The sequence below is a fragment of the Nocardia sp. NPDC058666 genome, assembly GCF_042714895.1.
Taxonomy (GTDB): domain Bacteria; phylum Actinomycetota; class Actinomycetes; order Mycobacteriales; family Mycobacteriaceae; genus Nocardia.
The window spans coordinates 166,148-188,393 of the sequence record NZ_JBHXRY010000002.1 but is presented as its reverse complement, the minus strand read 5'-3'; the positions used below and the strand labels follow the sequence as shown (position 1 = coordinate 188,393).

The window sequence follows — 22,246 nt, the reverse complement described above, 5'->3', positions numbered from 1 at the left end:
CGAGCGTTGTGTCGACACTAGCAAGGCATATGTTACTGGTGGCAGTTACCCGGTCGGCGGTCAGGCGGCGAAGAAGTCGAGCAGGATTTTGTTGACTGCCTCAGGCCGTTCCAGGTAACCGTAGTGACCGGTATCAGGGATCTCCTGGTAGCGCGCGCCCGGAATCGCCTCGGCGACCTCGCGGGACAGGTAGGGCGGGATCATCCGGTCGTCGGCGAAGCCAATTGCCAAGCAGGGCACCGTGATCGAGCGATAGGCGGCGACCCGATCGAAGTCGTGATCCATGGCCCGCTGCGCCCGGATTCCGGGTGAGGGGGTGCCGACGGTGAACTCGAACAGGTCCAGCCAGTCGCGTGCGGCGTTGGTGTCGGCCATGGTCGCGGGCGACAGGTTCATCACCGCGGCCAGTGCCGCGTCGAACTTGGCGGGCAGCTTCGCACCGGATTTGTCCAGCTCCTGTTCGCCGATGGACAACGTCTTCTGGAACTGGTCCAGCCGCCCGTGCCCGGCCATGAACACCGCCTTGCGCACCAGATCCGGTCGCGCCAACGCCAGCTCCTGCGCCACCCGCGCCCCCATCGACGTCCCCGCGATCAAGGCGGGCCCCTCGCCGAGGAATTCGATCAGCGCGGCAGTGTCGGCGACCAGTTCCTCGATCCGCATCCCGCCCGCGGCCTCGTACGACGGCGCGATCCCGCGATTGTCGAACACGCACACCCGATAACCGGCCGCGACCAGCGCGGGAACCTGGTGCAGCTCCCACACCCGACCCGGCGACCCGGTCCCCATGATCAAGACCACCAGCGGACCACCACCCGGCACGTCGGTGCCCTTGGTACGGTCGCCCTTGACCTGATAGTTCAGTGCGATGCCGTTCACCGTGGCCACTGGCATGAAACAAACCTCTCGTGCGGGGGGTCGATCGAATTGCTGACTCAACGGTAACGGGACCGCGACGACACGGCACCGGGGCGGGGTGTGCGCGTCGCTAGTTCAACGGCTGTCCGCCCGAGCCCGATAGTATTGAGCACTCGCAGGTTGAGCGTAGGGAAACCGGGAGGACGAACCCATTATGGCCGCGAAGAGCACCACCAACGACATCGCCGACGACGAGCTCGAGCCGCTGGCCGACGAGACCGCCCGACAGGCGCAGAAGGTCGTGGCCGCGCACGCCGACGACGCCGACGAGTGCCGAATGCTGTTGTCGATGCTCGGCATCGCCCCCGCCTGACACAGCGCCCCCTGCGACGCAGAAGGATGCGTGAGTGGACCACATGATCGATCAACCGTCCAACGACCGCCCGTCCGAAGAAACTCAACAGCCGACCGGATCGGGTTCGGGTTTCGTCGTCGTCGCCAACCGCCTTCCGGTCGACCTCGAGCGCCTGCCCGACGGCACCACCCGGTGGAAGCGCAGCCCCGGTGGGCTGGTGACCGCGCTGGAACCGGTGCTGCGCACCAACAAGGGCGCGTGGGTCGGCTGGTGCGGTGTGCCCGATGTCGACGTCGAACCGATCATCGAGGACGGGCTGGAGCTGTATCCGGTGCCGCTGACGGCGTCGGAGGTCGAGGACTACTACGAGGGGTTCTCCAACGGCACGCTGTGGCCGCTGTACCACGACGTGATCGTGCGCCCGGTGTACGACCGGGACTGGTGGGCCGCGTACGTCGAGGTCAACCGGCGGTTCGCCGAGGAGACCGCGAAGGTGGCCGCCGAGGGTGCCACGGTCTGGGTGCAGGACTACCAGCTGCAGCTGGTGCCCAAGATGCTGCGGATGCTTCGCCCCGATCTGACCATCGGTTTCTTCCTGCACATCCCGTTCCCGCCGGTCGAGCTGTTCATGCAGATGCCGTGGCGCACCGAGATCGTCGAGGGTCTGCTCGGCGCCGATCTGATCGGTTTCCACCTGCCAGGCGGCGCGCAGAACTTCCTGTATCTGGCCCGTCGACTGGCCGGTCAGCCGACGTCGCGCGGCACGATCGGTGTTCGTTCGAAACTGGGTGTGGTGCAGGTCGGTTTCCGCACGGTGCGCGTCGGCGCGTTCCCGATCTCGATCGATTCCGCCGAACTCGACGAGTCCTCGCGCCGCCGTTCGGTGCGCGAACGAGCCGCACAAATACGTGCTGAGCTGGGCAATCCCAAGAACATCATGCTCGGCGTGGACCGCTTGGACTACACCAAGGGCATCGACATCCGACTCAACGCCCTACAGGAACTCCTGGAGGAGGGCCGCATCGATCCGTCCGAGACGGTGATGGTGCAGCTGGCCACCCCCAGCCGCGAACGCGTGCAGAGCTACATCAAGATGCGCGGCGATATCGAACGCCAGGTCGGCCGGATCAACGGCGAATTCGCCCGCGTCGGCTACCCGGTGGTGCACTACCTGCACCGCCCGATCCCCCGCGACGAACTCATCGCGTTCTTCATCGCCGCCGACGCCATGCTGGTCACGCCCCTGCGCGACGGCATGAACCTGGTCGCGAAGGAGTACGTGGCCTGTCACAGCGACCTCAACGGCGCGCTGGTACTCAGCGAGTTCACCGGCGCGGCGGCCGAGCTGCGGCAGTCGTACCTGTGCAATCCGCACGATCTGGACAGCGTGAAGGACGCGATCATCGGCGCGCTCGATGACGATCGCGACACCAAACGCCGTCGGATGCGGTCGATGCGTCGGCAGGTGCTCACCCATGACGTCGAACGGTGGGCGCGGGCGTTCCTCGACGCGCTGTCGCACAGCAATATCGCCGGTTCGGCGCTGATGAGCGACGAACAGACGTTCCCCGCCGACCAGCGGTAACGGCACACAGCGACCTCACAGCTTCGGTCCAGCCACTTCCCAGCGGGGTGGTGGAGCATAGGGGCATGAACCAGCAGAAGGCCCGCGTAGTGACGCACTGCGCGGGCCCGGCATGAGTACGCCCGAGGCGCGGGTGCTGGTGGTCGACGATGAGCCGATGATCGTCGAACTGCTGGCGGTGAGCCTGCGCTACCAGGGTTTCGAGGTGGCGACCGCGGCCGACGGCGCCCAGGCGCTGGACCGGGCGCGCACGTTCCGCCCCCAGGCGTTGATCGTGGACGTGATGATGCCCGGCATGGACGGGTTCGGTCTGCTGCGTCGTTTGCGCGCCGACGGCATCGACGCGCCGGTGCTGTTCTTGACCGCGCGCGACGAAGTCGACGACAAGATCACCGGACTCACCTTGGGCGCGGACGACTACGTCACCAAGCCGTTCAGCCTCGAAGAAGTGGTGGCGCGGTTGCGGGTGATCCTGCGTCGCGCGGGACGCCCGGAGCCCGCGAAAACCCGGTTGCGTTTCGCCGACATCGAACTCGACGATGACACCCACGAGGTGTGGAAGGCGGGCGAGCCGGTTGCGTTGTCCCCGACCGAGTTCACGCTGTTGCGGTACTTCATGGTGAACGCGGGCAGCGTCCTGAGCAAACCGCGGATTCTGGATCACGTGTGGCGCTACGACTTCGGCGGCGAGGTGGGTGTGGTGGAAACGTATGTGTCCTACCTGCGCAAGAAGGTCGATACCGAGCAGCGGTTGATCCACACGCTGCGCGGCGTCGGCTATGTGATGCGGGAGTCGAGCCGGTGAGGACGTCGTTCCGTAGGTGGGCGAGCGGGTGAGGGCACCGTTGCGCGCGCGCCTGGCCGCGATCCCGTTGCGGATGACGCTCGTGCTGATCCTGGTCGCGATGGCTGGATTCGGCTTGGCCGCTTCGGGTTTCGTGGTGACCACGGCGATGAAGAACTCGTTGCAGGATCGCACCGATCAGCAGTTGCACGATGCCGCGCTCGAGTGGGAGCGGCGGGTGAGTATGCCCGCGCCACCACCACCGCCCTCGCACGACGTCAGGCAGCTGCCGAGCCAGTATTTCCTGCGCGCCGAAAGTGCCGATGGCAGACAGCTTTTCGGGTTCGACAATGTCGTAGGAACCACCGGCCTGCCCGCCCTGCCTGACGTTCCGACCTCGCACCCCGTGACGGTGGGTTCAGTGGGTGGCGGGTCCGTGCAGTGGCGCGTGCTCACCTTGCAGACCCCGAAGGCGAAGGCGACCGTCGCGCTGCCGCTGACCGAGAACATCGAGACCGTCCGCAATCTGATCATGCTGCAGCTGCTCGTCGGCGCGATTGTCTTGCCCGCCTTGGCAATTGCCGCGTACTTCGTTGTGCGCGGCAGTTTGCGCCCCCTGCGCCGAGTCGAGGAGACCGCTGCCGCGATCGCCGATGGACAGCTGCACCGTCGAGTTCCGGTGCGCGACAACGACACCGAGGTCGACCGGCTGTCCCGATCACTGAACACCATGCTGACCCAGATCCAACAGGCGTTCGCCGCGACGGAGGCCTCCGAGACCGCGGCCCGCGCATCCGAGGCGAAGATGCGCCGTTTCGTCGCCGACGCCAGCCACGAACTCCGCACTCCCCTGACCACGATCCGCGGCTTCGCCGAGCTGTACCGCCAGGGCGCGACCACCGACCCGGCGATGTTCATGAACCGCATCGAACACGAGGCTCAGCGCATGGGTTTACTGGTGGAAGACCTGCTCATGCTGGCTCGACTCGACGCCCAACGGCCCGTCGAACTGGGGCCGGTGGATCTGCTGGCAGTGGCCGGGGACGCCGTCCACAGTGCCCGCGCGGTCGAGGCGGCCGAAGGCCAACACCGCCCGATCACTCTCGAGATCGCCGAAGGCACTGGCACTTTGGAGGTACTCGGCGACGAACCCCGTCTGCGCCAGATCCTCACCAACCTCCTGGACAACGCCCGCACCCACACCCCGGACGACACGTCGATCACCGTCCGACTCACCCCCGCCGTCGATGAGGTCCGCCTCGAGGTCATCGATACCGGCCCCGGCCTGGAACCCGCCGAAGCCGACCACGTCTTCGCCCGGTTCTACCGCACGGACCGCTCACGCACCCGCACCAGCGGCGGCACGGGTCTAGGGCTATCCATCGTGCAAGCCCTGGTGACCGCCCATCGCGGCACCGTCGAAGTAACCAGTACGCCCGGCACGGGAACGGCGTTCACCGTGCGCCTACCGCGCGAACCCGCCTGACCGCATCCTGGACGATTGATCACCAGGCGGTCAGATCGGGGTGACCTGGGCGACCAACCAGCGATTGTCGGTCTTATCCAGGGTCACCCGGACCCGGCTGCCCGAGGTGGCGCCCTGCGGGGAGTCCTTGCTGGTGGTCAGCTGGTTCAGGTACAGCAGCACCACCGCGTGCTCCGGCTCGGCCGACACCACACCCTCCGCCTGGGTCGTGGCCTTGACGGTGAGCTGCTTCTCCTTGGCGCCCGGTGCGATGGCCTGCTCGATCAGCTCCAAATACTCGGTGCGAAACTCCGCAGTGAGATTGTCTGCCGCCCTGGGCAATTCGGTGTCGACGGTGGCGGGTTCATAGGTGAACATCGCGCTCACCGTGCGCCCGGCGGTGCTCATCGCATCCGTGCGCGCCTGCTCGACCTTGCTCTGCTCCCACAGCCGAAACCCACTCACACCCAACACCACAGCCGCGACCAACCCCGCCGCCGCGAGCACACCGAACACAACTCTCAGTCGCTTGCTCATCCCACGAACTCCACTTTCGACACAGTCATTCCGGCATCGCCCTTCGACACCGTGATCCGGAATCGGTACTGCCGCGCCTGCGGTTCGGCCGACCCGGTATTGCTCACCATCTGCTTCGCGGCAACCAGCACCTTCGCCGAGTTCTCGTCGACGGACTCGATCCCCGACTCCACGACCTCGCCGCTGGACACCACCTTCGCCTGCTTCACCACATCCATGAACGGATCCACCCGACCGTCGAACTCGGTCTTGAACTCCCCCGAGGCCACCGACAGGATCCGGTCGATGTCCTCCTTGGCGGAGTCGGCGCGAATGGTGGTCAGGTTGATCACGGCCTGCCGGGCGGTCTGGGTGTACTGGGCGCGCAGGTCCTCGTCCTGACCGGCCGAGCGGGCGGCCAACGCGGTGAATGTGGCGCCGACGACCAGTGCCAACACCAGCACAGCGGCGGCGGCGAGCCCGATGATCTGCCCCAGCTTCGTCAGCTTCTCGTCTTCTTCGTCGAGGTCGTCGGACTCCTCGTCGGCATCCTCGGACTCGGTCAGCTCCACGACAGTCGCATCGGCGTCTTTCGCCAGACCGACAGCAGCCGGCCCATCGTCCTTCGCCGGCTGACTCGCAGCTGCCACATCGTCCTTCGCTGGACCAGCCGCAGCCGTCACGTCGTCCTTCGCATGACCGACAGCTGCCACCTCACCCTTCACCGTCACATCGGACTTCACCAGTTCAGTTGCAGCCGTGGACGACTCATCGACCGCCACCTCCACGCCCCTCACATCCCCCACCGGCGGACCCGCCGACCGTGCTGCGCGCCGACGCGGACGCCGGTTGCTGTTGTCACTCATCTCTGCTGCTCCTCCAACATCGCCTGCCAACTGGCGGGCACCGTGCCCGACCCATCGGCGGCGACATCACCTTGGCGGTACGTGCGACCGTCCGTGCCCAGATAGGTACCGGTGGACGGATCATAGGGGCGCGCGGCGGCGGGGGTAACCCCGTCGTTGTGCGCGCCGATCGGTGCCGAGGCCGGGGCTACCGGCTGCGGCGCGCCGAACGGCGGGTTGGTGCCCTGCGGCACGTACCCGGTTCGGCACAGTTCGGGGGTGGGCGCCCGGACGCCGGGGTACTCCATGCACGGCGAGTTGCGAATACCGCGCACCTGAATCGGAGAGTCCTGTGCCACTTTGCAATACAGCCCCTCGGGAGTGTCCATGGGCGTGAACTCACTGGGCTGCCGCCATTGGTCGGCGGGCAGGAAGCCGGTGGTGCAGGCGGGCGGGTCGTTGACCACTGTCATGAAGTCGACCATCACGCCGTACCTCGTCGGTCCGCGGATGACGGTCTTCAGTGCCGCGATCAACGGCGGGAAAACAACCAGGAGTTGTTCGATACCAGCGTGATACGTCACGCCGACCTGACCGAGACTGACCAGGTTGGTCATCAGCAGCGGCAGGGTCGGGCGCAGGCTCTGGAACTGTTCGTTCACCTTCTGCATCGCGGAGGGGCTGTTGTGTAGCAGGTTTCGCAGCGAGGGATCGTGCGCGCGCAATTGGTCGGTGACGATTGCGAGATCTGTCGTCCAGGAACGAATGTTGGCATCGGACTGGATCTGCGTGTCCAGCAGTGGCCCGATCTGATCGAGCAGCTTCTTGGTCGGCTCCACATCGGTCTCGGCCTGCTGCACCAGCAAAGCCGCCGAGTCGATGTACCGCTGCAGGTCCGGGCCCGCTCCGTTGAACGCCTTGAACGCCTCGTCGATCACCTGACGCAGCCGGGTATCTGCGACGGTCGACAGCAGCTTGTCGGTCTGATCGAGCAGCGACCCGACATCCTGGGGCAGCTTCGTGCGCTGCACCGGAATCACCGATCCGTCACGCAGGTTGGATGAGCCCGCGTCGGGCTCGGGCACCAGGTCGACGTACTGCTCACCGATCGCGGACACACTGCGCACCCAGGCGGTCGAGTCCGACGGCACCTTGTAGTCGCTGTCGATCGACAGATCCGCTTCGACCCCGGCCGAAGTGAGCCGAACCGACTCGACCTTGCCGATATTGGTGCCGCGATAGGAGACGTTCGCAGTCGGGTACAGCCCGCCGGTGGCCGCAAGCTGCACCGTCACGTTGTATCGGCCGATCCCGAACATGGCGGGGAGCTGCACATACGTGCCGCCCATCACGACCAGACCGATCACGGTGAGCACGGCGAAGACCGCGAGCTGAACGTGGACGAACTTGGTGAGTTTCATCGTCCCGTCCCTTCCTGGCCGGGCAGCGGCACGGTGATTCCGGGGATGGCGGGCAGGCCGGGGATGGACGGGAGTCCGGGCAAGGTGGGCGTGGGTGCCGCGCTGGGCGCGGGTGCGGCCGGGAGCTTGGTCGGGTCGCCCGCGTCGGTCGCGGTCGACGGCGCGAAACTGCCGAGCACGCCTTCGACGCCACCGAAGCGCCCGCCCAACGGGGTGCCGGTGAGCCAGTTGCTGTCCAGGCGCTTGCCGGTCATGTCGACGGTGATGAAGAGGTTGAGGTAGTCGCCCTTGATCGCGTTGCCGATGTTCTTGATCGGGAACGGGAAGGTCGGCAGGATGCGCAGCGACGCGATGAGGTTGGTGCCCGTATCGGCCAGGGTTTCCAGCACCGGGCCCAGACTTGCCAGGTTGGCTTTGAGATCGTCGCCGCTGGTCTGGATGATCCGCTCGCTGACGTCGCTGAGTTCGCCGAGCGCGGTGACCGCCCTGGTGATGTTGGCGGTGCGGTCGGCGAGTGCGGTCAGCGCGGGATGGATCTGCTCGATCGCGCGGGCCAGCACGTCTTTCTGGTCGGCGAGGTTGCCTGCGAGGCGGTCGAGTCCGTTCATCGCGGCGATGATGCTGCCGGTCTGTTTGTCCAGGCCGGTGGTCAGCTCGTTGAGCTGGGGCAGCAGGTCGGCGATCTCGGCTTCGCGACCGTGCAGCGCCGCGTTCATCTCCCTGGTGATGGTCTCGAGCTGGGCGATGCCGCCGCCGTTGAGCACCACCGACAGCGACGACAGCACCTGCTCGGTGGTCGGGAAAGCCCCGGCCCGCTCCAGCGGGATCACATCGTTGTTCCGCAGCTGGCCTTGGGCGGGCGTGTTGATCGGCGCGGACAGCTCGACGTGATTGCTGCCGAGCAGACTGGTCTGGCCGATCTTGGCGATCGCGTTGGCGGGCAACTTCACCTCGGGATTCAACGAGACCGTGACCAGCGCGTGCCAGCCCTCGACATCGATCCCGGTGACATTGCCGACCTCGACGTCATCCACCCGAACCGGCGAATTCCGCGTCAGCGTAGTCACATTGGGCATCTGGATGCGCACCGTGTACGAACCGGGCGCAGCACCCTCGGAGCCCGGCATGGGTAGCGAGTTCAGTCCGTCCCACTGACAGCCGGTCGCACCGAGTGTCACCGCGACACCCACTGCCAGCCCGGAGATTATCCGCTTCACCGCTGTCCTCCTGGAACCGCAAGTCCGGCAAGACCGTTCGGCACGGTCACCGGCGAAATCACCGGCGGCGCATCCGGTTCCGCCTGCCCGGCCAGGCTCGGCGGGCTGTATACCAACTGGTCGGGGAAGGCCGTCACGCTGCTGGCGGGGTTGAGCATGATCGGCGCGTAGTTCATGGCCAGCGAACTGATCACCGGGGCAAGGAATTCCGCGCACAGATCCGCCGAGCGGTCCGAGTCGTTGTGCTCGAGTGCCCGGATGGAACCGCACAGGAAGCTCAGCGGATTGGCCGTGTTGTTCAGCGACACAGCGCCGGTGAGCGAGCCCTGGGCCGGCTTGTAGATCTGGTAGAAGTTCACCAGCGCGGTCGGCGCGGAATGCAGCACTCGTTCCAGCTCAGGCCGCTTGTCGACCAGTGTCTGGGTGACGTCGGCGAGCCGCTCGACACCGTCGGTGAGCTCAGCGCCGCTGCCTTCGAGGAAGCGCTTCACGTCAGCGAGCGCCACATCCAGGCTGTCCAGTCCCGCACCCAGCTCAGCCGAAGCCCCGGCTAGCACCGAGGCCACTGAGGCGAGGCGTCCGCCGAACTGCACGATCTGCTCGTTGCTGGCCGAGATCACCTCGACGAACTTCTGCAGGTTGCGGATAGTGCCGAAGAGATCAGTTCGCCCGTCGGACAACGTATTCAGTGTCGCAGACAGTTCACGCAGGGTGTCACGGAACTTTTGTCCATTGCCGTCGAGATTGTCAGCGGCAGTGTTCACGAAGCGGCCGAAGGACCCCTGCGGGTCGTCACCGACGGGCCCGAGAGCCGTCGCGAGATTCGACAATTCGGCCTTGATGTCGTCCCACTCGACCGGCACTGCGGTGCGCTCGATCGGAATCTGCGCTCCATCAACCATTTTCGGGCCGCCGGTATAGGCGGGTGCGAGCTGGATGAAACGGGCCGACACCAGCGAGGGTGCGATGAGTACCGCGCGAGCGTCGGCGGGCAGGTCGACGCCGCTGTCGACGGTCATTCGCACCTGCACCCGACCCTGTCCCGGTTCGATCGCGTCGATCGTGCCGATCCGCACCCCGAGCATCCGCACCTCGTCACCGGCGTACAGGCCGGTGGTGGAGGGGAAGGCCGCGGTGATCTTGGTCTTGCCGATCCCGAGACCGCTGTACACCCCGACCGCGACCAGCGCGACGATCACCACCGCGGCCACGGCCAGGGTCCAACGTGGCACGCCACGCACTGTCGATGCAATGTTCATCGCGGCGGATCCTCCTCGGAAGGCACGATGCTCGGCGGCGCCGGATGCGTGAAGATGTCGATCATGTCCTGCGGCAGGTGTTCGGGCCAGACCAGCGCGTCGACCAGCGGGCGAAGCTCGGTACTGGTCGCGTTCACCACGTAGGCGTTGAACCACGGGCCGTTGCCGACCTGCTCACCCAGCGCCGAGGCGTAGGGGCCGAGGTTCTCCAGCGCTTCCCGCAGGTTCTGCTTGTTGCGCTGCAGTAGACCGAGCACCGAGTTGAGCCGGTCCAGCGTCGGTTTCATCTGCGCTTCGTTGTCGGCGACCAGCCCGGACAGCTGCTTGGCAACCGAGTCGACGTAGACGATGAGCTGGTTGATCGCGGCACGGCGGCTGTCGAGTTCGCCCAGCAGGTTGTTGCCGTCCAGCAGCAGCGCATTCAGCTGCGTACTGCGGTCGGCCAAGATGCTGGTGACGTTCTGGGCCCGGCCGAGCAGGTCGGTCAGTGCCTGGTCGCGAGTGTTGATGCTGCGCGACAGTGCGGTGACGCCGTCCAGGGCGGTGCGCAGCGGGCCCGGTGTGTCGGCGAAGGCGGCCGACAGCGTGTCCAGGGTCTGGTCGACCTGGTCCATGTCGAGGTCGCGCACCGTCGCGCCCAGGTCCGACAGCGCCTCGTTGAGCGAGTACGGCGAGGTGGTGCGGTCCAGCGGGATGGTGTCGGCGGTGCGCAGCGCGCCCAGCCCGGTCGGCACGACCTCCAGGGACTTGCGGCCGAGGACCGTGTTGGTCTTGATCGCGGCGGATGTCTTCTGGCCCAGCACAATCGACTCGTCGAGAGTGAACTTCACCAGCACCTTGGGCCCGTCGAGAGCCACCTGATCGACTTCGCCCGAACGCACGCCGGCCACGTGCACCGGGTCACCCGGCACCAGGCCGCCCGCGTCGACGAAGTGCGCGGTGAAGGTCGCGCCGGAACGAAGGAACGGCAGCTTGGTGTACTGCAGCGTGGCCAGCGAGATCGTCACCACCAGCACGATGCCGACGATGCCGATGGTCACGGTCGACGACTTCTTCTCACTCATTGGGCGTGCACCTTCCGGTGGCCTGCAGACCCGGCATCTTGACTTCCATGGGCTGTCCGTTGGGGCCGTCGATCAGGAAGTTGGTGCCGCACACGTACAGCTGCAGGAACGAGCCGTAGGCGCCGATGCGGATGAGCTGCTTATAGGTTTCCGGCAGCTTGTTCAGCACCCATTGGATGTCGTCGGAGCCGTTGTCGAGATTGGTGGCCAGTCTGCCGGTCTGCTCGATGGTGTTGCGCAGATCCGGACGCGCGGTGGTCAGCAGGTCGTTGATCTCCTTTGTCGCACCGGCGATTCGAGGCAGTGCGTCGCCGATCGGATCGCGTTCGGCGGCCAATCCGCTGACCAGGCGCTGCAATTCGTCGATCGTGGTGGTGAACTGCTGATCACGATCGTCGATGGTGGCCAGCACCGTGTTGAGGTTGTCGATCACGCTGCCGATCAGAGCGTCGCGGTCGGCGAGTGTCTTGGAGAAGCTGCCGCCGCTGTTGAGCAGCGAGACCAGCGTGCCGCCCTGGCCCTGGAAGATCTGCAGCAGCGCCGAGGTCAGGTCGTTGACCTGGCCGGGATCCAGGCCGCGCAGCAGCGGCTTGAAACCGCCGAGCAGCAGGTCCAGATCCAGCGCGGGCGTGGTCTGTTCCTTACCGATGGTGGAACCGTCGGGCAGTGCACGCGGCGAGCCGGGCCCTTCCTTCAGCTCCAAATACCGGTCACCGACGAGGTTTTCGTACTTGATCGCCAGCCTTGTGCTCGACAGCACCGAGTACTTGGTGTCCACATCGAACTCGACATGCGCGAGATCGTCGTCGCCGACCTTCACCGAGGTGACCGAGCCGACCGGCACACCGGCGATCCGCACCTTCGCTCCCGGCAGCATGCCCGAGGAACTGGTGAACACCGCCTTGTAGCCGTTCTCGCTGGAGAAACGTGCCTGACTGAGCACGATCGCCAGACCCGCGAACACCAGAGTCATCACCACGGTGAAGATCGCCAGCTTGACCGTCGTCGCCGTGTTCTTCACCGTGTCGCTCCCGGCATTCCTTCCAGCAACAGCTGGAAAACTTTGGGGCCGTTGAACTCCGGCGATCCGGTGCGGGGCGTGTAGGGCGCACCCTGGTTGGTGTCGGTCACCACGTAGTTCGCGTGGCTCTCGGGCACGCGGTTGAGAATGCCGTCGCAGTGCGGGCCGCCGGTCGCGTTCACCTTGGGCAGGTCGTCGGGGTAGGTGTAGGGCTTGTCGCCGAACATGAAGTTGGTGTTCATGCCGACACCGGGCAAGACCCCTCCGAACATCTCCTCGGCCAACGGCATGATCGGGCCGAGACCGTCGATGATGCAGCTCAGCGCCGGCGCGTATTCGAACAGCAGGCTGGTCGTGGGGCGCAGCAGGTCCAGGGCGGTGACGAGGTTGGCTTCGTTCTCCCGCAACACCGAACCGGTGGTGTCGGACAGCCCGATCACATTCACCAACACGTCATCGAGCTGAGCCTGCAACTCCGACAACGTATTCGAGGTCACCGTCGCGTTGTCCACAGTCCGTAACAACGCCCCGGACGCATCGGCGTAGATATCGGTCACCTGCCCCGTCTTGGCCAGATCCTGTTGCAGCGTAGGCAGATACGGGTTGATCTCCCGCAGGTACCGATCCGAGCGAACCAGCAGATCGCCGAACTTGTCCCCGCGCCCCTGCAGAGCCGTACCCAAAGCAGTCAACGTCGCGTTGAGCTTCTCGGGCTCCACCTGAGCCAACACGTCGGACAGATGCTGGAACAGCGTATTGAACTCCACCGTCACAGCAGTGGCCGCCACCGTCGCACCCGGCTTCAACGAACCGGACGAAGGCTGTTGCGGGACAACGAAGTTCACGTACTTGGCACCGAACACCGTGGTCGAGCGAATATCCACACCCGCGTTGGCGGGCACCAGCTTCAACTGTTCGGGGTCCACCTCGAGCACCAACTGCGCACTGTCATCGCGCCAGTTGATGTCCGCGACCCGGCCGATCTCGACCCCGCGCACCTTCACCTTGGCATCAGGGTCGAGGACCAAGCCCGACCGCGGCGCCTGCACCAGCACCTGCGCGGTGGTGGTGAACGCGCCCTGGAACAGCGCGAGCGCGAACACCGCGCCCCCGACGAGCAGCCCGACCATTGTCAGCGCGGCGAGCTTGCGCCCGAGCCCGCCCTGCAATGCGGCGACGATCCGTGAAGAGTTCATCCCGCTATCCCGAAAGGTGGAAGTTGCCGGAGGTGCCGTAGATGGCCAGCGAGATCAGCAGTGTCACCGTGACCACCGCGATCAGCGAGGACCGCACCGCGTTGCCCACCGCGATCCCGACGCCGACCGGTCCGCCCGCGGCGTGGAAGCCGTAGTAGGTGTGGATCAGCATCACCGCCAGCGCCATCACAATGGCCTGCGCGAACGACCACAGGATGTCGCTGGGGATGAGGAACGTGGAGAAGTAGTGGTCGTAGACGCCGGCGGACTGGCCGTAGATCACCACGGTCGCGAAGCGGCTGGCGATGAACGACGCGATCACCGCCAGGGCGTACAGCGGCACGATCGCGATCATGCCCGCCAACACCCTGGTGCCGACCAGGAACGGCACCGGCCGAATCGCCATCGATTCCAGTGCGTCGATCTCCTCGGCCACTCGCATCGCGCCCAGTTGGGCGGTCGCGCCGGCGCCGATGGTGGCGGCCAGGCCGATGCCGGAGATCACCGGTGCGGCGATGCGCACGTTGATCATCGCGGCGAAGAACCCGGTCAGCGCCTCGACACCGATATTGCCCAGCGAGCTGTACCCCTGCACGGCGATGGTGCCGCCCGCCATGAGAGTGAGGAATCCGACGATCACCACGGTGCCGCCGATCACGGCCAGCGCGCCGCTGCCCATGCTGATCTCGGCGATCAGCCGGATGGTCTCGGTGCGGTAGTGGATCAGCGCGCGCGGCACCGACGCCAGGGCCTTCACATAGAAGATGGCCTGATTACCAAGGGCGTCGGTCGATTTCGACAGTCGATCGAAACGGCGGACCGTACGCGGGAACTTGCTGCGAACTATGAACGCCATCACCGCACCGTGAATTTCAGGCCGATCGCGGTGACCACGACATTCACCACGAACAGCGCCATGAACGCGAAGACCACCGTTTGGTTCACCGCGTCGCCGACGCTCTTGGGCCCGCCTTTGACCTGCAGGCCCAGATAACAGGCGACCATTCCGGCGATCAGCCCGAACAGGCCGGCCTTGATTTCGGAGATGATCAGTTCGGAGAAGCTCGTCAGCAGCGGAATCCCGTTGACGAACGCGCCCGGATTCACCCCCTGCAGGAACACCGAGAACACGAACCCGCCGCCGATGCCGATCGTGCACACCAGGCTGTTGAGCATCAGCGCCACGAACATCGAGGCCAGCACGCGCGGCACGACCAGTCGGCTGACCGGGTCGATGCCGAGGACTTTCATCGCGTCGATCTCTTCGCGAATCGTGCGTGCGCCCAGGTCGGCGCAGATGGCGGTAGCGCCCGCGCCCGCCACGATCAACACTGTGACGATCGGGCCGACCTGCGTGACGGCGCCGAACGCGGCCGCCGCGCCACTGAGGTCGGCGGCGCCGATTTCGCGCAACAAGATATTGAGGGTGAACACCACCAGCACGGTGAACGGGATGGCCACCAGCAGCGTGGGCACGATCGATACGCGGGCCACGAACCAGGACTGGTCGACGAATTCGCGCCATTGGAACGGCCTGCGGACCGCGGCGCGAGCCACTTCCGCGCCGAGTTCGAAGAATCCGCCGACCGCCCGCAACGGGACAGCAAGGAGGTTGTTCATACCGAATCCTCCTCGTTCGACGGGCGGCCCGATTGGTCCGCGTATCCGTACTCCACCGCCACCCCGATCTGAAGACTGTCCAAAGACTAGAACACGTTCCCGGTAATGTCTGCTATATCCGAAGACTTAGACCAGGAGTTTTTCTGGTAGTTCGCCGTTCAAACTGAAACGGATACTTATCAACATCCGCCGCCCTCCTGTGAGGCGCCACACACCCCGACGATCATGTCTACCAATACCTGGACCGGCGTTCAACAGATCGGCGTAGACCGGTGCTTGCTCGCAGCTAGCGGGCCAACTTCGGGCAAACCACCCACGGGCCGGTCGGACCGAGCCCGTAGGCGGGTCCGACCGAGGCCACGGGCAGGTCAGCCCAGATCGCGCAGGGCGCGCGCGGAGAAGGTGTGGTCGGCGGGACGGTCTGCGAAATAGCCACCGATCGTGGCGGCGAGATCGGTCTCGGACCACTCGTCACCTGCGGCATCGAAACGCTGCTCGACGGTCGGCGCGGCCATCAGCGCCACCATCGGGCCGTACACGACGAACACCTGACCGTTGACCGCGTCCGCGGCCGGCGACGCCAGGTAGGCGACGAGCTTGGCGACATGCTCGGGAGCCAGCGGATCGACAGCGCCCTCAGGAGCATCGGCGAAGACCGACTCGGTCATGGCAGTCCTGGCGCGCGGGCAGATTGCGTTGGCGCGCACGCCATATCGCTGTAATCCCCGTGCGGCGGTGAGCGTGAGGGCGGTGATGCCCGCCTTCGCCGCACCGTAGTTCGCCTGGCCTTCAGGGCCGAGAAGCCCTGCCTCCGAAGAGGTATTGATCAAGCGGCCGTAGACGGGTTCGCCCGCGGCCTTGGACTTCGCCCGCCAGTAGGCACCGGCATTGCGCGACAGCAGGAAGTGTCCGCGCAGGTGCACCGCGATCACCGCGTCCCAGTCCTCGTCGGACATGTTGAATAGCATGCGATCTCGCGTGATGCCCGCATTGTTGACCACGATGTCGAGGCCACCCAGCGATTCCTGCGCGGTGGCGATGAGCGCGTCGGCGGTGGCGCGTTCGGCGATGGAGCCGCCGACGAATTCCGCCTTGCCGCCGAGCTCGCGAATCGCGGCGATGGTCTCCGCGGCCGCGTCCTCGGTGAGGTCGTTGACCACCACCGCCGCGCCCGCCGCGGCCAGCGCCAGCGCTTCGGCACGGCCGAGGCCCGCACCCGCGCCGGTCACGATGGCGACCCGGCCGGCCAGTGAAATCTGCGTCACACTCATGCAGCGGACTCTAGAACGTGTTCCACCATCGGACAAGAGGCAATCACGCCAACCTCAGCGCCGCCTTGGGGCACTGCGACACCGCTTCCTCCGCCTCGGCGAGGCGATCGGGCGCGACATCGCCCTCGAGGACGGTCAACTGATCGTCGTCGTCGAGTTCGAACATGTCAGGGGCGATTCCGACGCACACGCCGTTGGCTTCGCAACGGTCGAAATCGACGATGATCTTCATGAGAACTTCCTTCCACACGGTCCTGGCGACACTAACCCAGCGAGCCCGGTCCGCGCGGCGGAACCGGAGCCCGATGAGTACCAATACTGGAACATGTTCCAGTTGGTGTGCAATGATCGGTTTCGGCGGGGCTCATTCCCTGCGCCCCGCCGTCCCTTTCCAGGAGGTAGGAAGCATGCGCGTCGCGTATACGCCGCAACAGGAAGCTTTGCGCGCGCAGCTGCGCGAATACTTCGCCGGGCTGATGACACCGGAGCGGCGCGCGGCGCTGAGCATGCAGACCGGCGAATACGGTGCGGGCACGGTGTATCGCGATGTGGTGCGCGACATGGGGCGCGACGGGTGGCTCACGCTGAGCTGGCCGAAAGAGTATGGCGGACAAGACCGTACGACGATGGACCAGCTGATCTTCGTCGAGGAGGCGGCCATCGCGGGCGCGCCCGTCCCGTTCCTCACGCTGAACTCCGTGGCGCCGACCATCATGCAGTACGGCTCCGAGGAGCAGAAGAAGTTCTTCCTGCCGAAGATCGCCGCCGGTGAATTGCACTTCGCCATCGGCTATTCCGAGCCGGGCGCGGGCACCGACCTTGCGGCACTGCGTACTTCGGCGGTGCGCGATGGCGACGACTATGTGATCAACGGTCAGAAGATGTGGACCAGCCTGATCGCCTACGCCGACTACATCTGGTTGGCGGTGCGCACGGATCCGAATGCCAAGAAGCACAAGGGCATCAGCATGCTCATCGTGCCCACCGATGCCGAGGGGTTCTCGTGGACGCCGGTGCACACGATGGCCGGGCCCGACACGAGCGCCACCTATTACCAGGATGTGCGGGTGCCCGCGTCGTCGCTGGTCGGGCCGGAAAACGGCGGTTGGTCGCTGATCACCAACCAGCTCAATCATGAACGCGTCGCGCTGACCTCGGCCGGGCCGCTGTCGCTGGCGGTGGGGCAGACGGTGGAGTGGGCTCGCTCGACCACCGGTTCCGACGGCAAGCGCCTGATCGACCAGGAGTGGGTGCGGCTGAACCTGGCCCGCGTGCACGCCAAAGTCGAGTACCTCAAGCTCCTGAACTGGGAAATCGCCAGCCGCGCCGACCAGGGCGGTGAAGCCGCGCCGAAACCGTGGGACGCCTCCGCGTGCAAGGTCTACGGCACCGAACTCGCCACCGAGGCCTACCGCCTGCTGATGGAAGTCGTCGGCCCGCACGCCTACCTGCGCCAGGACTCCCCCGGCGCCGTGCTGCTCGGCCGACTCGAGCGCATGCACCGCGCCGCACTGATCCTCACCTTCGGCGGCGGCACCAACGAGGTCCAACGCGACATCATCGCCATGACCGCCCTCCGCCAGCCCGCCTCCGCCCGCTGAAAGCCGGTATCCCCCCATGGATTTCACTCCCACCGAGGCCCAAACCGACCTCGCCCGCCTGACCGGCGAAATCTGCGCCAAGCTCGTCACCGCCGATCGTCTGCGTGAACTGGACGCCCCCGGCCGCTTCGACGAACCGCTGTGGAAGGCCCTGGCCGAAACCGGCATCCTCGCCGCCGCTCTTCCAGAAGCTTTGGGTGGCAGCGACTTCGGCGCCCTCGAACAGACCGCGATCCTGCGCGAACTCGGCCACGTTGTCGCCGCGGTGCCGTACTTGTGGTCGATCGTCGTCGGCGCGGGCGCACTGGCGAAGTTCGGTGATGCCTCGCAGCAGCAGCTGGCGGCGCGAGCAGGCACCGGCGAGATCGTGCTCACCGCCGCACTCGCAGAGGACCTACGCGCCACCACCGACGCACCCGGCATCCTCGCTCGGGACACGGCCGACAACGCTGACTCGCAGCGCGGCGCCTTCACACTGACGGGTAGCGCGACGACCGTCCCCTACGCCGACCGAGCCGCACGAATTCTGGTGCCCGCCACCATCTCCGGCAGCACAGCGGTCTTCCTGGTCGATCCCACCCACACTTCGGTCACCCGCACCGCCCAGCAGGTCGTCGACCTGAGCCCCGAATTCCTCGTCGAATTCACCGACACCCCAGCCGAATTGGTCGGCACCCTCGACGCCGACATCCTCCCCTGGCTCCGCGAACAAGCCTGGCTGGGCCTGTCCGCCCTCCAACTGGGCACCCTCGAACGAGCCCTCGACCTCACCGCCGAACACACCCGCACCCGCGAACAATTCGGCAAACCCCTCGGCGCCTTCCAAGCAGTAGCCCAACGCCTAGCCGACGCCTACATAGAAATCGGCGGCCTCCGCCTGACAGTCACCCAGGCAGCCTGGAGAGTCTCCGAAAACCTCCCCGCCACCGAGTCCATCCACATAGCCAAATTCTGGGCCGCCGAAGCAGGCCACCAGGTCGCCCACACCGCCGTCCACATCCACGGCGGACTGGGCATAGACCGAGACCACACCCTCCACAACTACTTCACCGCCGCCAAACACCAAGAATTCGCCTTGGGCGGCGCAACTCCCCACCTCCTAGCCCTGGGCGCAGAACTCGCGAGCTAGCCCCAAACCCTAACGCAGGCCCGTACGGACAAACTCCGTACGGGCCTAACCCTCGTCGTCGCTGCCGATCACAGTGTCACCAGAATCCCGCGCCAGTCGCTGACTCAACTCTTCGCTGATTCGCAGCACATCGGTGGCCGCCTCATCGAACCGACGGTCACGCTCGCTGACTGCTGTTTCCGCAGGCTGCTCCACGTATCAACGATATCGCCGAGATCCGACTACGTCGATGAAGTCGTAGCCGAACCGGTTGCCGTGGACGCAGAACACCCCGTCCGGCGACGCTGCCGGACGGGGTTAGGTGTTGGACGAGTGATCACCAGGCTATGGCGCAAACATCGGCCGAGTAGGAAAAACCACCACAGCCTGGTGATCTTGATCGTGGGGCTAGGCCGAACCTGCTTCGGCGTGTTCGTCGGCGGGGCGCTCGTCGGTTTGGGACTTGGCCCAGCGGTAGTCGGGCTTGCCCGCGGGCGAGCGTTTGATCTCGTCGACGAACCACAGGCTGCGGGGCTGCTTGTAGGATGCGATCTCGCTGGCGAGAACCGGCTTCAAATCGGCCAGGGTGGGGCGGTTTTCGCCGCGGCATTGGACGACCGCGCAGACTCGCTGGCCCCAGCGTTCGTCCTCGACGCCGACTACCAGCGCGTCGAAGACATCCGGGTGTGCCTTGAGGGCGCCCTCGACCTCTTCGGGGTAGATCTTCTCGCCGCCGCTGTTGATGCTCACCGAGCCGCGGCCGAGCATGGTGACCGAGCCGTCTTCCTCGACGCGGGCGTAGTCGCCGGGGATGGCGAAGCGAACCCCGTTGAACTCCTTGAACGTTGCCGCGGACTTGACCTCGTCCTTGTAGTAGCCCAACGGGATGTGTCCGCTGCGGGCCAGCAGGCCGACGACGCCGGAGCCCGGCGCGACCGGATTGCCTTCCTCGTCGAGCACCTGGGTGGCGGCGTCGATTTTCACCCGGGGCCCGCCGGTGTGGTTGGCGCCCTTGGAGACCAGGGACAGGCCGCCGAAGCCGGTTTCGGAGGAACCGATGGAGTCGGAGATCATCCGGTTGGGCAGCACCTCGAGGAACTTGTCCTTGAGTGCGGGCGAGAACAGGGCGGCGCTGCTGGCGAGCACGTACAGGGTCGAAAGGTCGTAGGGTGCACCGGTTTCCGGGTTGCCTTCGGCCAGGGCGTCGAGCATCGGGCGGGCCATCGCGTCGCCGGTGATGAAGATCAGGTTGACGCCGTGCTTGTCCACGGCCTGCCACACCTTGTGTCCGCTGAACTCGGGGATCATCACGGCCTTGCCGCCGCCGAACAGGCTGTGGAAGGTAGCCCACTGGGAGCCGCCGTGGATCATCGGCGGGATCGGGAAGCGCACCATCTGCGGGTTGGCCGCGCCGATCTTGGCCAGCTCCCATTCGTCCTTGGTGTATTCGCCGGTGACGAAGTTGATGCCGGCGCCCAGCACGCGCCACACGTCTTCGTGCCGCCACATCACGCCCTTGGGCAGGCCGGTGGTGCCGCCGGTGTAGAGCATGTAGAGGTCGTCGGGCGAGCGTTCCTCGAAGTCGCGTTCGCCTGACGAATCGGCCAGTGCCGCTTCGTATTCGACGGTGTCTGCGGGGGTTTCGGCAGAGGTGCCGTCGTCGACGACGATCACCGTCTTCAGCGCAGGCACCTTGTCCCGAACGGCCGCCACCTTGTCGGTGTAGCGGCGCTCGTGGATCAGCGCGACCATGTCGGAGTTGTCGAAGATGTGCAGCAGTTCGTTCTCGACGTAGCGGAAGTTGACGTTGATCATCACCGCCCGCGCCTTGAAGATCGCCACCATCGCCTCGACGGCTTCGACGGTGTTGCGGGAATAGATTCCGACTTTGTCGCCTGGTCGAACGCCCTGTTCCAGCAGGTAGTGGGCCAGCTTGTTGGCCCGCTCCTCCAGTTCGGCGTAGGTCGACTCTCGATGTTCGCCGACCAGCACGATCCGGTCGGGCATCAAGTCGACGGCATGTTCGACGAGATCGGCTATGTTGTAGCTCACAGGTCAAAAATAGAACGTGTTACTGTTTCTGACAAGGTTTTCGGCGAATGCGACCGAACGTTGTTGAGGAGATCTGTCCCATGGCTCACTGTCTGGTCGAGAAGCGTGACCACGTTCTCATCGTCACCATGAACCGCCCCGAGGCGCGCAACGCCCTGTCCGGGGAGATGATGGCGATCATGCGCGACGCCTGGGATCAGGTGGACGGCGATCCCGACATCCGCGTCGCGATCCTCACCGGTGCCGGTGGCGCGTTCTGCGCGGGGATGGACCTGAAGGCGATGAGCTCGCAGCATCCGGGCGACACCGCCTCCGCCGGCAGCTGGGACCCGGCCTACCTCCCCGCGCTGCTGAAAGGGCGGCGACTGGCCAAGCCGCTGATCGCGGCGGTCGAGGGCCCGGCTATTGCCGGTGGCACCGAGATCCTGCAGGGCACCGACCTGCGCGTGGCCGGGGAAAGCGCCAAGTTCGGCGTCTCCGAGGCCCGCTGGGGCCTGTTCCCGCTCGGCGGTTCCGCCGTGCGCCTGGCCCGACAGATCCCGTACACCGTGGCCGCCGATCTGCTGCTGACCGGTCGACATATCACCGCCGCCGAGGCCAAGGAGATCGGCCTGATCGGCCACGTCGTCCCCGACGGAACCGCCCTAGACAAGGCCATGGCCCTGGCAGCCCAGATCGCCGACAACGGCCCTCTCGCCGTCCAGGCAATGCTGCGCACCCTGCGCGAAACCGAGGCCATGCCCGAGAACGAGGCATTCCCCATCGAAGCGAAGATCGGCATCGAAGTATTCAAATCAGCCGACGCCAAGGAAGGCCCCCGAGCCTTCGCAGAAAAGCGCAAGCCCAACTTCACCGGCACATAAATCCGCCACCTACCGCACTCCCAGCCCCCACACCCGACCCATAGGGAGGGTCCGCCGCGCAGCGGCGGTAGCGGCCCGGGGGGGGGGGGGGGGGCGGTGGGTGCTTAGGGGAGACCCACCCAAAAGCGGGCGCAGCTCTTGCACC

The 22,246-nt window shown here is 66.0% G+C and carries 22 protein-coding genes; 7 read left to right on the top strand and 15 right to left on the bottom strand.

Annotated features, from left to right (window positions below; genetic code table 11):
- Nucleotides 1-60 precede the first annotated feature (60 nt).
- The gene (locus ACFWVD_RS07465; protein ID WP_379241176.1) at nt 61-894 is read right to left on the bottom strand and encodes an alpha/beta fold hydrolase; all 834 of its coding nucleotides are present in this window, start codon (nt 892-894) and stop codon (nt 61-63) included.
- Nucleotides 895-1,072: 178 nt separating this feature from the next.
- On the opposite strand from ACFWVD_RS07465, the gene ACFWVD_RS07460 reads away from it, so the two are divergent.
- The 4 genes from ACFWVD_RS07460 to ACFWVD_RS07445 all read left to right on the top strand — a co-directional run bounded on the left by ACFWVD_RS07460 (nt 1,073) and on the right by ACFWVD_RS07445 (nt 5,068).
- The gene (locus ACFWVD_RS07460) at nt 1,073-1,231 is read left to right on the top strand and encodes a hypothetical protein (RefSeq protein WP_379241175.1); all 159 of its coding nucleotides are present in this window, start codon (nt 1,073-1,075) and stop codon (nt 1,229-1,231) included.
- 43 nt (nt 1,232-1,274) lie between these two features.
- Complete coding sequence (locus ACFWVD_RS07455) at nt 1,275-2,798, top strand: trehalose-6-phosphate synthase (protein WP_379241549.1); 1,524 nt, start codon at nt 1,275-1,277, stop codon at nt 2,796-2,798.
- A 112-nt stretch (nt 2,799-2,910) separates the two neighbouring features.
- On the top strand, nt 2,911-3,603 hold the full coding sequence (locus ACFWVD_RS07450; protein ID WP_379241174.1) for a response regulator transcription factor: 693 nt from the start codon (nt 2,911-2,913) through the stop codon (nt 3,601-3,603).
- A 73-nt stretch (nt 3,604-3,676) separates the two neighbouring features.
- Nucleotides 3,677-5,068, top strand: coding sequence for an ATP-binding protein (locus ACFWVD_RS07445; protein ID WP_379241548.1), 1,392 nt, complete (start codon nt 3,677-3,679; stop codon nt 5,066-5,068).
- Between the two features lie 30 nt (nt 5,069-5,098).
- Here ACFWVD_RS07445 and ACFWVD_RS07440 read toward each other — a convergent pair whose 3' ends face one another.
- The 12 genes from ACFWVD_RS07440 to ACFWVD_RS07385 all read right to left on the bottom strand — a co-directional run bounded on the left by ACFWVD_RS07440 (nt 5,099) and on the right by ACFWVD_RS07385 (nt 16,709).
- Nucleotides 5,099-5,584 carry a h domain protein gene (locus ACFWVD_RS07440; protein ID WP_379241173.1) on the bottom strand — a complete coding sequence of 162 codons (486 nt, stop codon included), beginning with the start codon at nt 5,582-5,584 and terminating at the stop codon, nt 5,099-5,101.
- Nucleotides 5,581-6,429: a hypothetical protein gene (locus tag ACFWVD_RS07435; RefSeq protein ID WP_379241172.1), complete on the bottom strand. Its 849-nt coding sequence runs from the start codon at nt 6,427-6,429 to the stop codon at nt 5,581-5,583. Before ACFWVD_RS07435 ends, ACFWVD_RS07440 begins: the two co-directional genes overlap by 4 nt.
- A complete protein-coding gene (locus ACFWVD_RS07430; RefSeq protein WP_379241171.1) occupies nt 6,426-7,829 on the bottom strand; it encodes an MCE family protein in 1,404 nt (467 codons plus the stop codon). Before ACFWVD_RS07430 ends, ACFWVD_RS07435 begins: the two co-directional genes overlap by 4 nt.
- Entirely contained in the window at nt 7,826-9,046 is a 1,221-nt protein-coding gene (locus tag ACFWVD_RS07425) for an MCE family protein (protein ID WP_379241170.1), read from the bottom strand. The genes ACFWVD_RS07430 and ACFWVD_RS07425 overlap by 4 nt, the downstream gene beginning before the upstream one ends.
- A complete protein-coding gene (locus tag ACFWVD_RS07420) occupies nt 9,043-10,305 on the bottom strand; it encodes an MCE family protein (RefSeq protein WP_379241169.1) in 1,263 nt (420 codons plus the stop codon). Before ACFWVD_RS07420 ends, ACFWVD_RS07425 begins: the two co-directional genes overlap by 4 nt.
- On the bottom strand, nt 10,302-11,369 hold the full coding sequence (locus ACFWVD_RS07415) for an MCE family protein (protein WP_379241168.1): 1,068 nt from the start codon (nt 11,367-11,369) through the stop codon (nt 10,302-10,304). The genes ACFWVD_RS07420 and ACFWVD_RS07415 overlap by 4 nt, the downstream gene beginning before the upstream one ends.
- Nucleotides 11,362-12,390, bottom strand: coding sequence for an MCE family protein (locus ACFWVD_RS07410; RefSeq protein WP_379241167.1), 1,029 nt, complete (start codon nt 12,388-12,390; stop codon nt 11,362-11,364). The genes ACFWVD_RS07415 and ACFWVD_RS07410 overlap by 8 nt, the downstream gene beginning before the upstream one ends.
- Nucleotides 12,387-13,586 carry an MCE family protein gene (locus tag ACFWVD_RS07405; protein ID WP_379241166.1) on the bottom strand — a complete coding sequence of 400 codons (1,200 nt, stop codon included), beginning with the start codon at nt 13,584-13,586 and terminating at the stop codon, nt 12,387-12,389. The genes ACFWVD_RS07410 and ACFWVD_RS07405 overlap by 4 nt, the downstream gene beginning before the upstream one ends.
- Nucleotides 13,587-13,590: 4 nt before the next feature.
- Nucleotides 13,591-14,442: an MlaE family ABC transporter permease gene (locus ACFWVD_RS07400; RefSeq protein WP_379241164.1), complete on the bottom strand. Its 852-nt coding sequence runs from the start codon at nt 14,440-14,442 to the stop codon at nt 13,591-13,593.
- Entirely contained in the window at nt 14,442-15,206 is a 765-nt protein-coding gene (locus tag ACFWVD_RS07395; protein WP_379241163.1) for an MlaE family ABC transporter permease, read from the bottom strand. The genes ACFWVD_RS07400 and ACFWVD_RS07395 overlap by 1 nt, the downstream gene beginning before the upstream one ends.
- A gap of 368 nt (nt 15,207-15,574) precedes the next feature.
- Entirely contained in the window at nt 15,575-16,477 is a 903-nt protein-coding gene (locus ACFWVD_RS07390) for a 3-oxoacyl-ACP reductase (RefSeq protein ID WP_379241162.1), read from the bottom strand.
- 43 nt (nt 16,478-16,520) lie between these two features.
- On the bottom strand, nt 16,521-16,709 hold the full coding sequence (locus ACFWVD_RS07385) for a ferredoxin (RefSeq protein WP_379241161.1): 189 nt from the start codon (nt 16,707-16,709) through the stop codon (nt 16,521-16,523).
- Between the two features lie 175 nt (nt 16,710-16,884).
- On the opposite strand from ACFWVD_RS07385, the gene ACFWVD_RS07380 reads away from it, so the two are divergent.
- A complete protein-coding gene (locus ACFWVD_RS07380; protein ID WP_379241160.1) occupies nt 16,885-18,078 on the top strand; it encodes an acyl-CoA dehydrogenase family protein in 1,194 nt (397 codons plus the stop codon).
- A gap of 16 nt (nt 18,079-18,094) precedes the next feature.
- A complete protein-coding gene (locus ACFWVD_RS07375) occupies nt 18,095-19,207 on the top strand; it encodes an acyl-CoA dehydrogenase family protein (RefSeq protein ID WP_379241159.1) in 1,113 nt (370 codons plus the stop codon).
- A 45-nt stretch (nt 19,208-19,252) separates the two neighbouring features.
- Here ACFWVD_RS07375 and ACFWVD_RS07370 read toward each other — a convergent pair whose 3' ends face one another.
- Together ACFWVD_RS07370 and ACFWVD_RS07365 are read right to left on the bottom strand one after the other, a co-directional pair.
- Nucleotides 19,253-19,402: a hypothetical protein gene (locus ACFWVD_RS07370; RefSeq protein ID WP_379241158.1), complete on the bottom strand. Its 150-nt coding sequence runs from the start codon at nt 19,400-19,402 to the stop codon at nt 19,253-19,255.
- 192 nt (nt 19,403-19,594) lie between these two features.
- Nucleotides 19,595-21,238: an acyl-CoA synthetase gene (locus ACFWVD_RS07365; protein ID WP_379241157.1), complete on the bottom strand. Its 1,644-nt coding sequence runs from the start codon at nt 21,236-21,238 to the stop codon at nt 19,595-19,597.
- A gap of 80 nt (nt 21,239-21,318) precedes the next feature.
- Between ACFWVD_RS07365 and ACFWVD_RS07360 the strand changes: the two genes are divergently transcribed.
- Nucleotides 21,319-22,101, top strand: coding sequence for a crotonase/enoyl-CoA hydratase family protein (locus tag ACFWVD_RS07360; RefSeq protein WP_379241156.1), 783 nt, complete (start codon nt 21,319-21,321; stop codon nt 22,099-22,101).
- Nucleotides 22,102-22,246: the final 145 nt, after the last annotated feature.

Coding starts and splice junctions, on each gene's coding strand:
- ACFWVD_RS07420 (WP_379241169.1), bottom strand. CDS start 10,305: ATGAACATTGCATCGACAGTGCGTGGCGTGCCACGTTGGACCCTGGCC.
- ACFWVD_RS07415 (WP_379241168.1), bottom strand. CDS start 11,369: ATGAGTGAGAAGAAGTCGTCGACCGTGACCATCGGCATCGTCGGCATC.
- ACFWVD_RS07360 (WP_379241156.1), top strand. CDS start 21,319: ATGGCTCACTGTCTGGTCGAGAAGCGTGACCACGTTCTCATCGTCACC.
- ACFWVD_RS07455 (WP_379241549.1), top strand. CDS start 1,275: ATGATCGATCAACCGTCCAACGACCGCCCGTCCGAAGAAACTCAACAG.
- ACFWVD_RS07375 (WP_379241159.1), top strand. CDS start 18,095: ATGGATTTCACTCCCACCGAGGCCCAAACCGACCTCGCCCGCCTGACC.
- ACFWVD_RS07395 (WP_379241163.1), bottom strand. CDS start 15,206: ATGAACAACCTCCTTGCTGTCCCGTTGCGGGCGGTCGGCGGATTCTTC.
- ACFWVD_RS07380 (WP_379241160.1), top strand. CDS start 16,885: ATGCGCGTCGCGTATACGCCGCAACAGGAAGCTTTGCGCGCGCAGCTG.
- ACFWVD_RS07405 (WP_379241166.1), bottom strand. CDS start 13,586: ATGAACTCTTCACGGATCGTCGCCGCATTGCAGGGCGGGCTCGGGCGC.
- ACFWVD_RS07450 (WP_379241174.1), top strand. CDS start 2,911: ATGAGTACGCCCGAGGCGCGGGTGCTGGTGGTCGACGATGAGCCGATG.
- ACFWVD_RS07465 (WP_379241176.1), bottom strand. CDS start 894: ATGCCAGTGGCCACGGTGAACGGCATCGCACTGAACTATCAGGTCAAG.
- ACFWVD_RS07390 (WP_379241162.1), bottom strand. CDS start 16,477: ATGAGTGTGACGCAGATTTCACTGGCCGGCCGGGTCGCCATCGTGACC.
- ACFWVD_RS07460 (WP_379241175.1), top strand. CDS start 1,073: ATGGCCGCGAAGAGCACCACCAACGACATCGCCGACGACGAGCTCGAG.
- ACFWVD_RS07435 (WP_379241172.1), bottom strand. CDS start 6,429: ATGAGTGACAACAGCAACCGGCGTCCGCGTCGGCGCGCAGCACGGTCG.
- ACFWVD_RS07445 (WP_379241548.1), top strand. CDS start 3,677: ATGACGCTCGTGCTGATCCTGGTCGCGATGGCTGGATTCGGCTTGGCC.
- ACFWVD_RS07400 (WP_379241164.1), bottom strand. CDS start 14,442: ATGGCGTTCATAGTTCGCAGCAAGTTCCCGCGTACGGTCCGCCGTTTC.
- ACFWVD_RS07385 (WP_379241161.1), bottom strand. CDS start 16,709: ATGAAGATCATCGTCGATTTCGACCGTTGCGAAGCCAACGGCGTGTGC.
- ACFWVD_RS07430 (WP_379241171.1), bottom strand. CDS start 7,829: ATGAAACTCACCAAGTTCGTCCACGTTCAGCTCGCGGTCTTCGCCGTG.
- ACFWVD_RS07440 (WP_379241173.1), bottom strand. CDS start 5,584: ATGAGCAAGCGACTGAGAGTTGTGTTCGGTGTGCTCGCGGCGGCGGGG.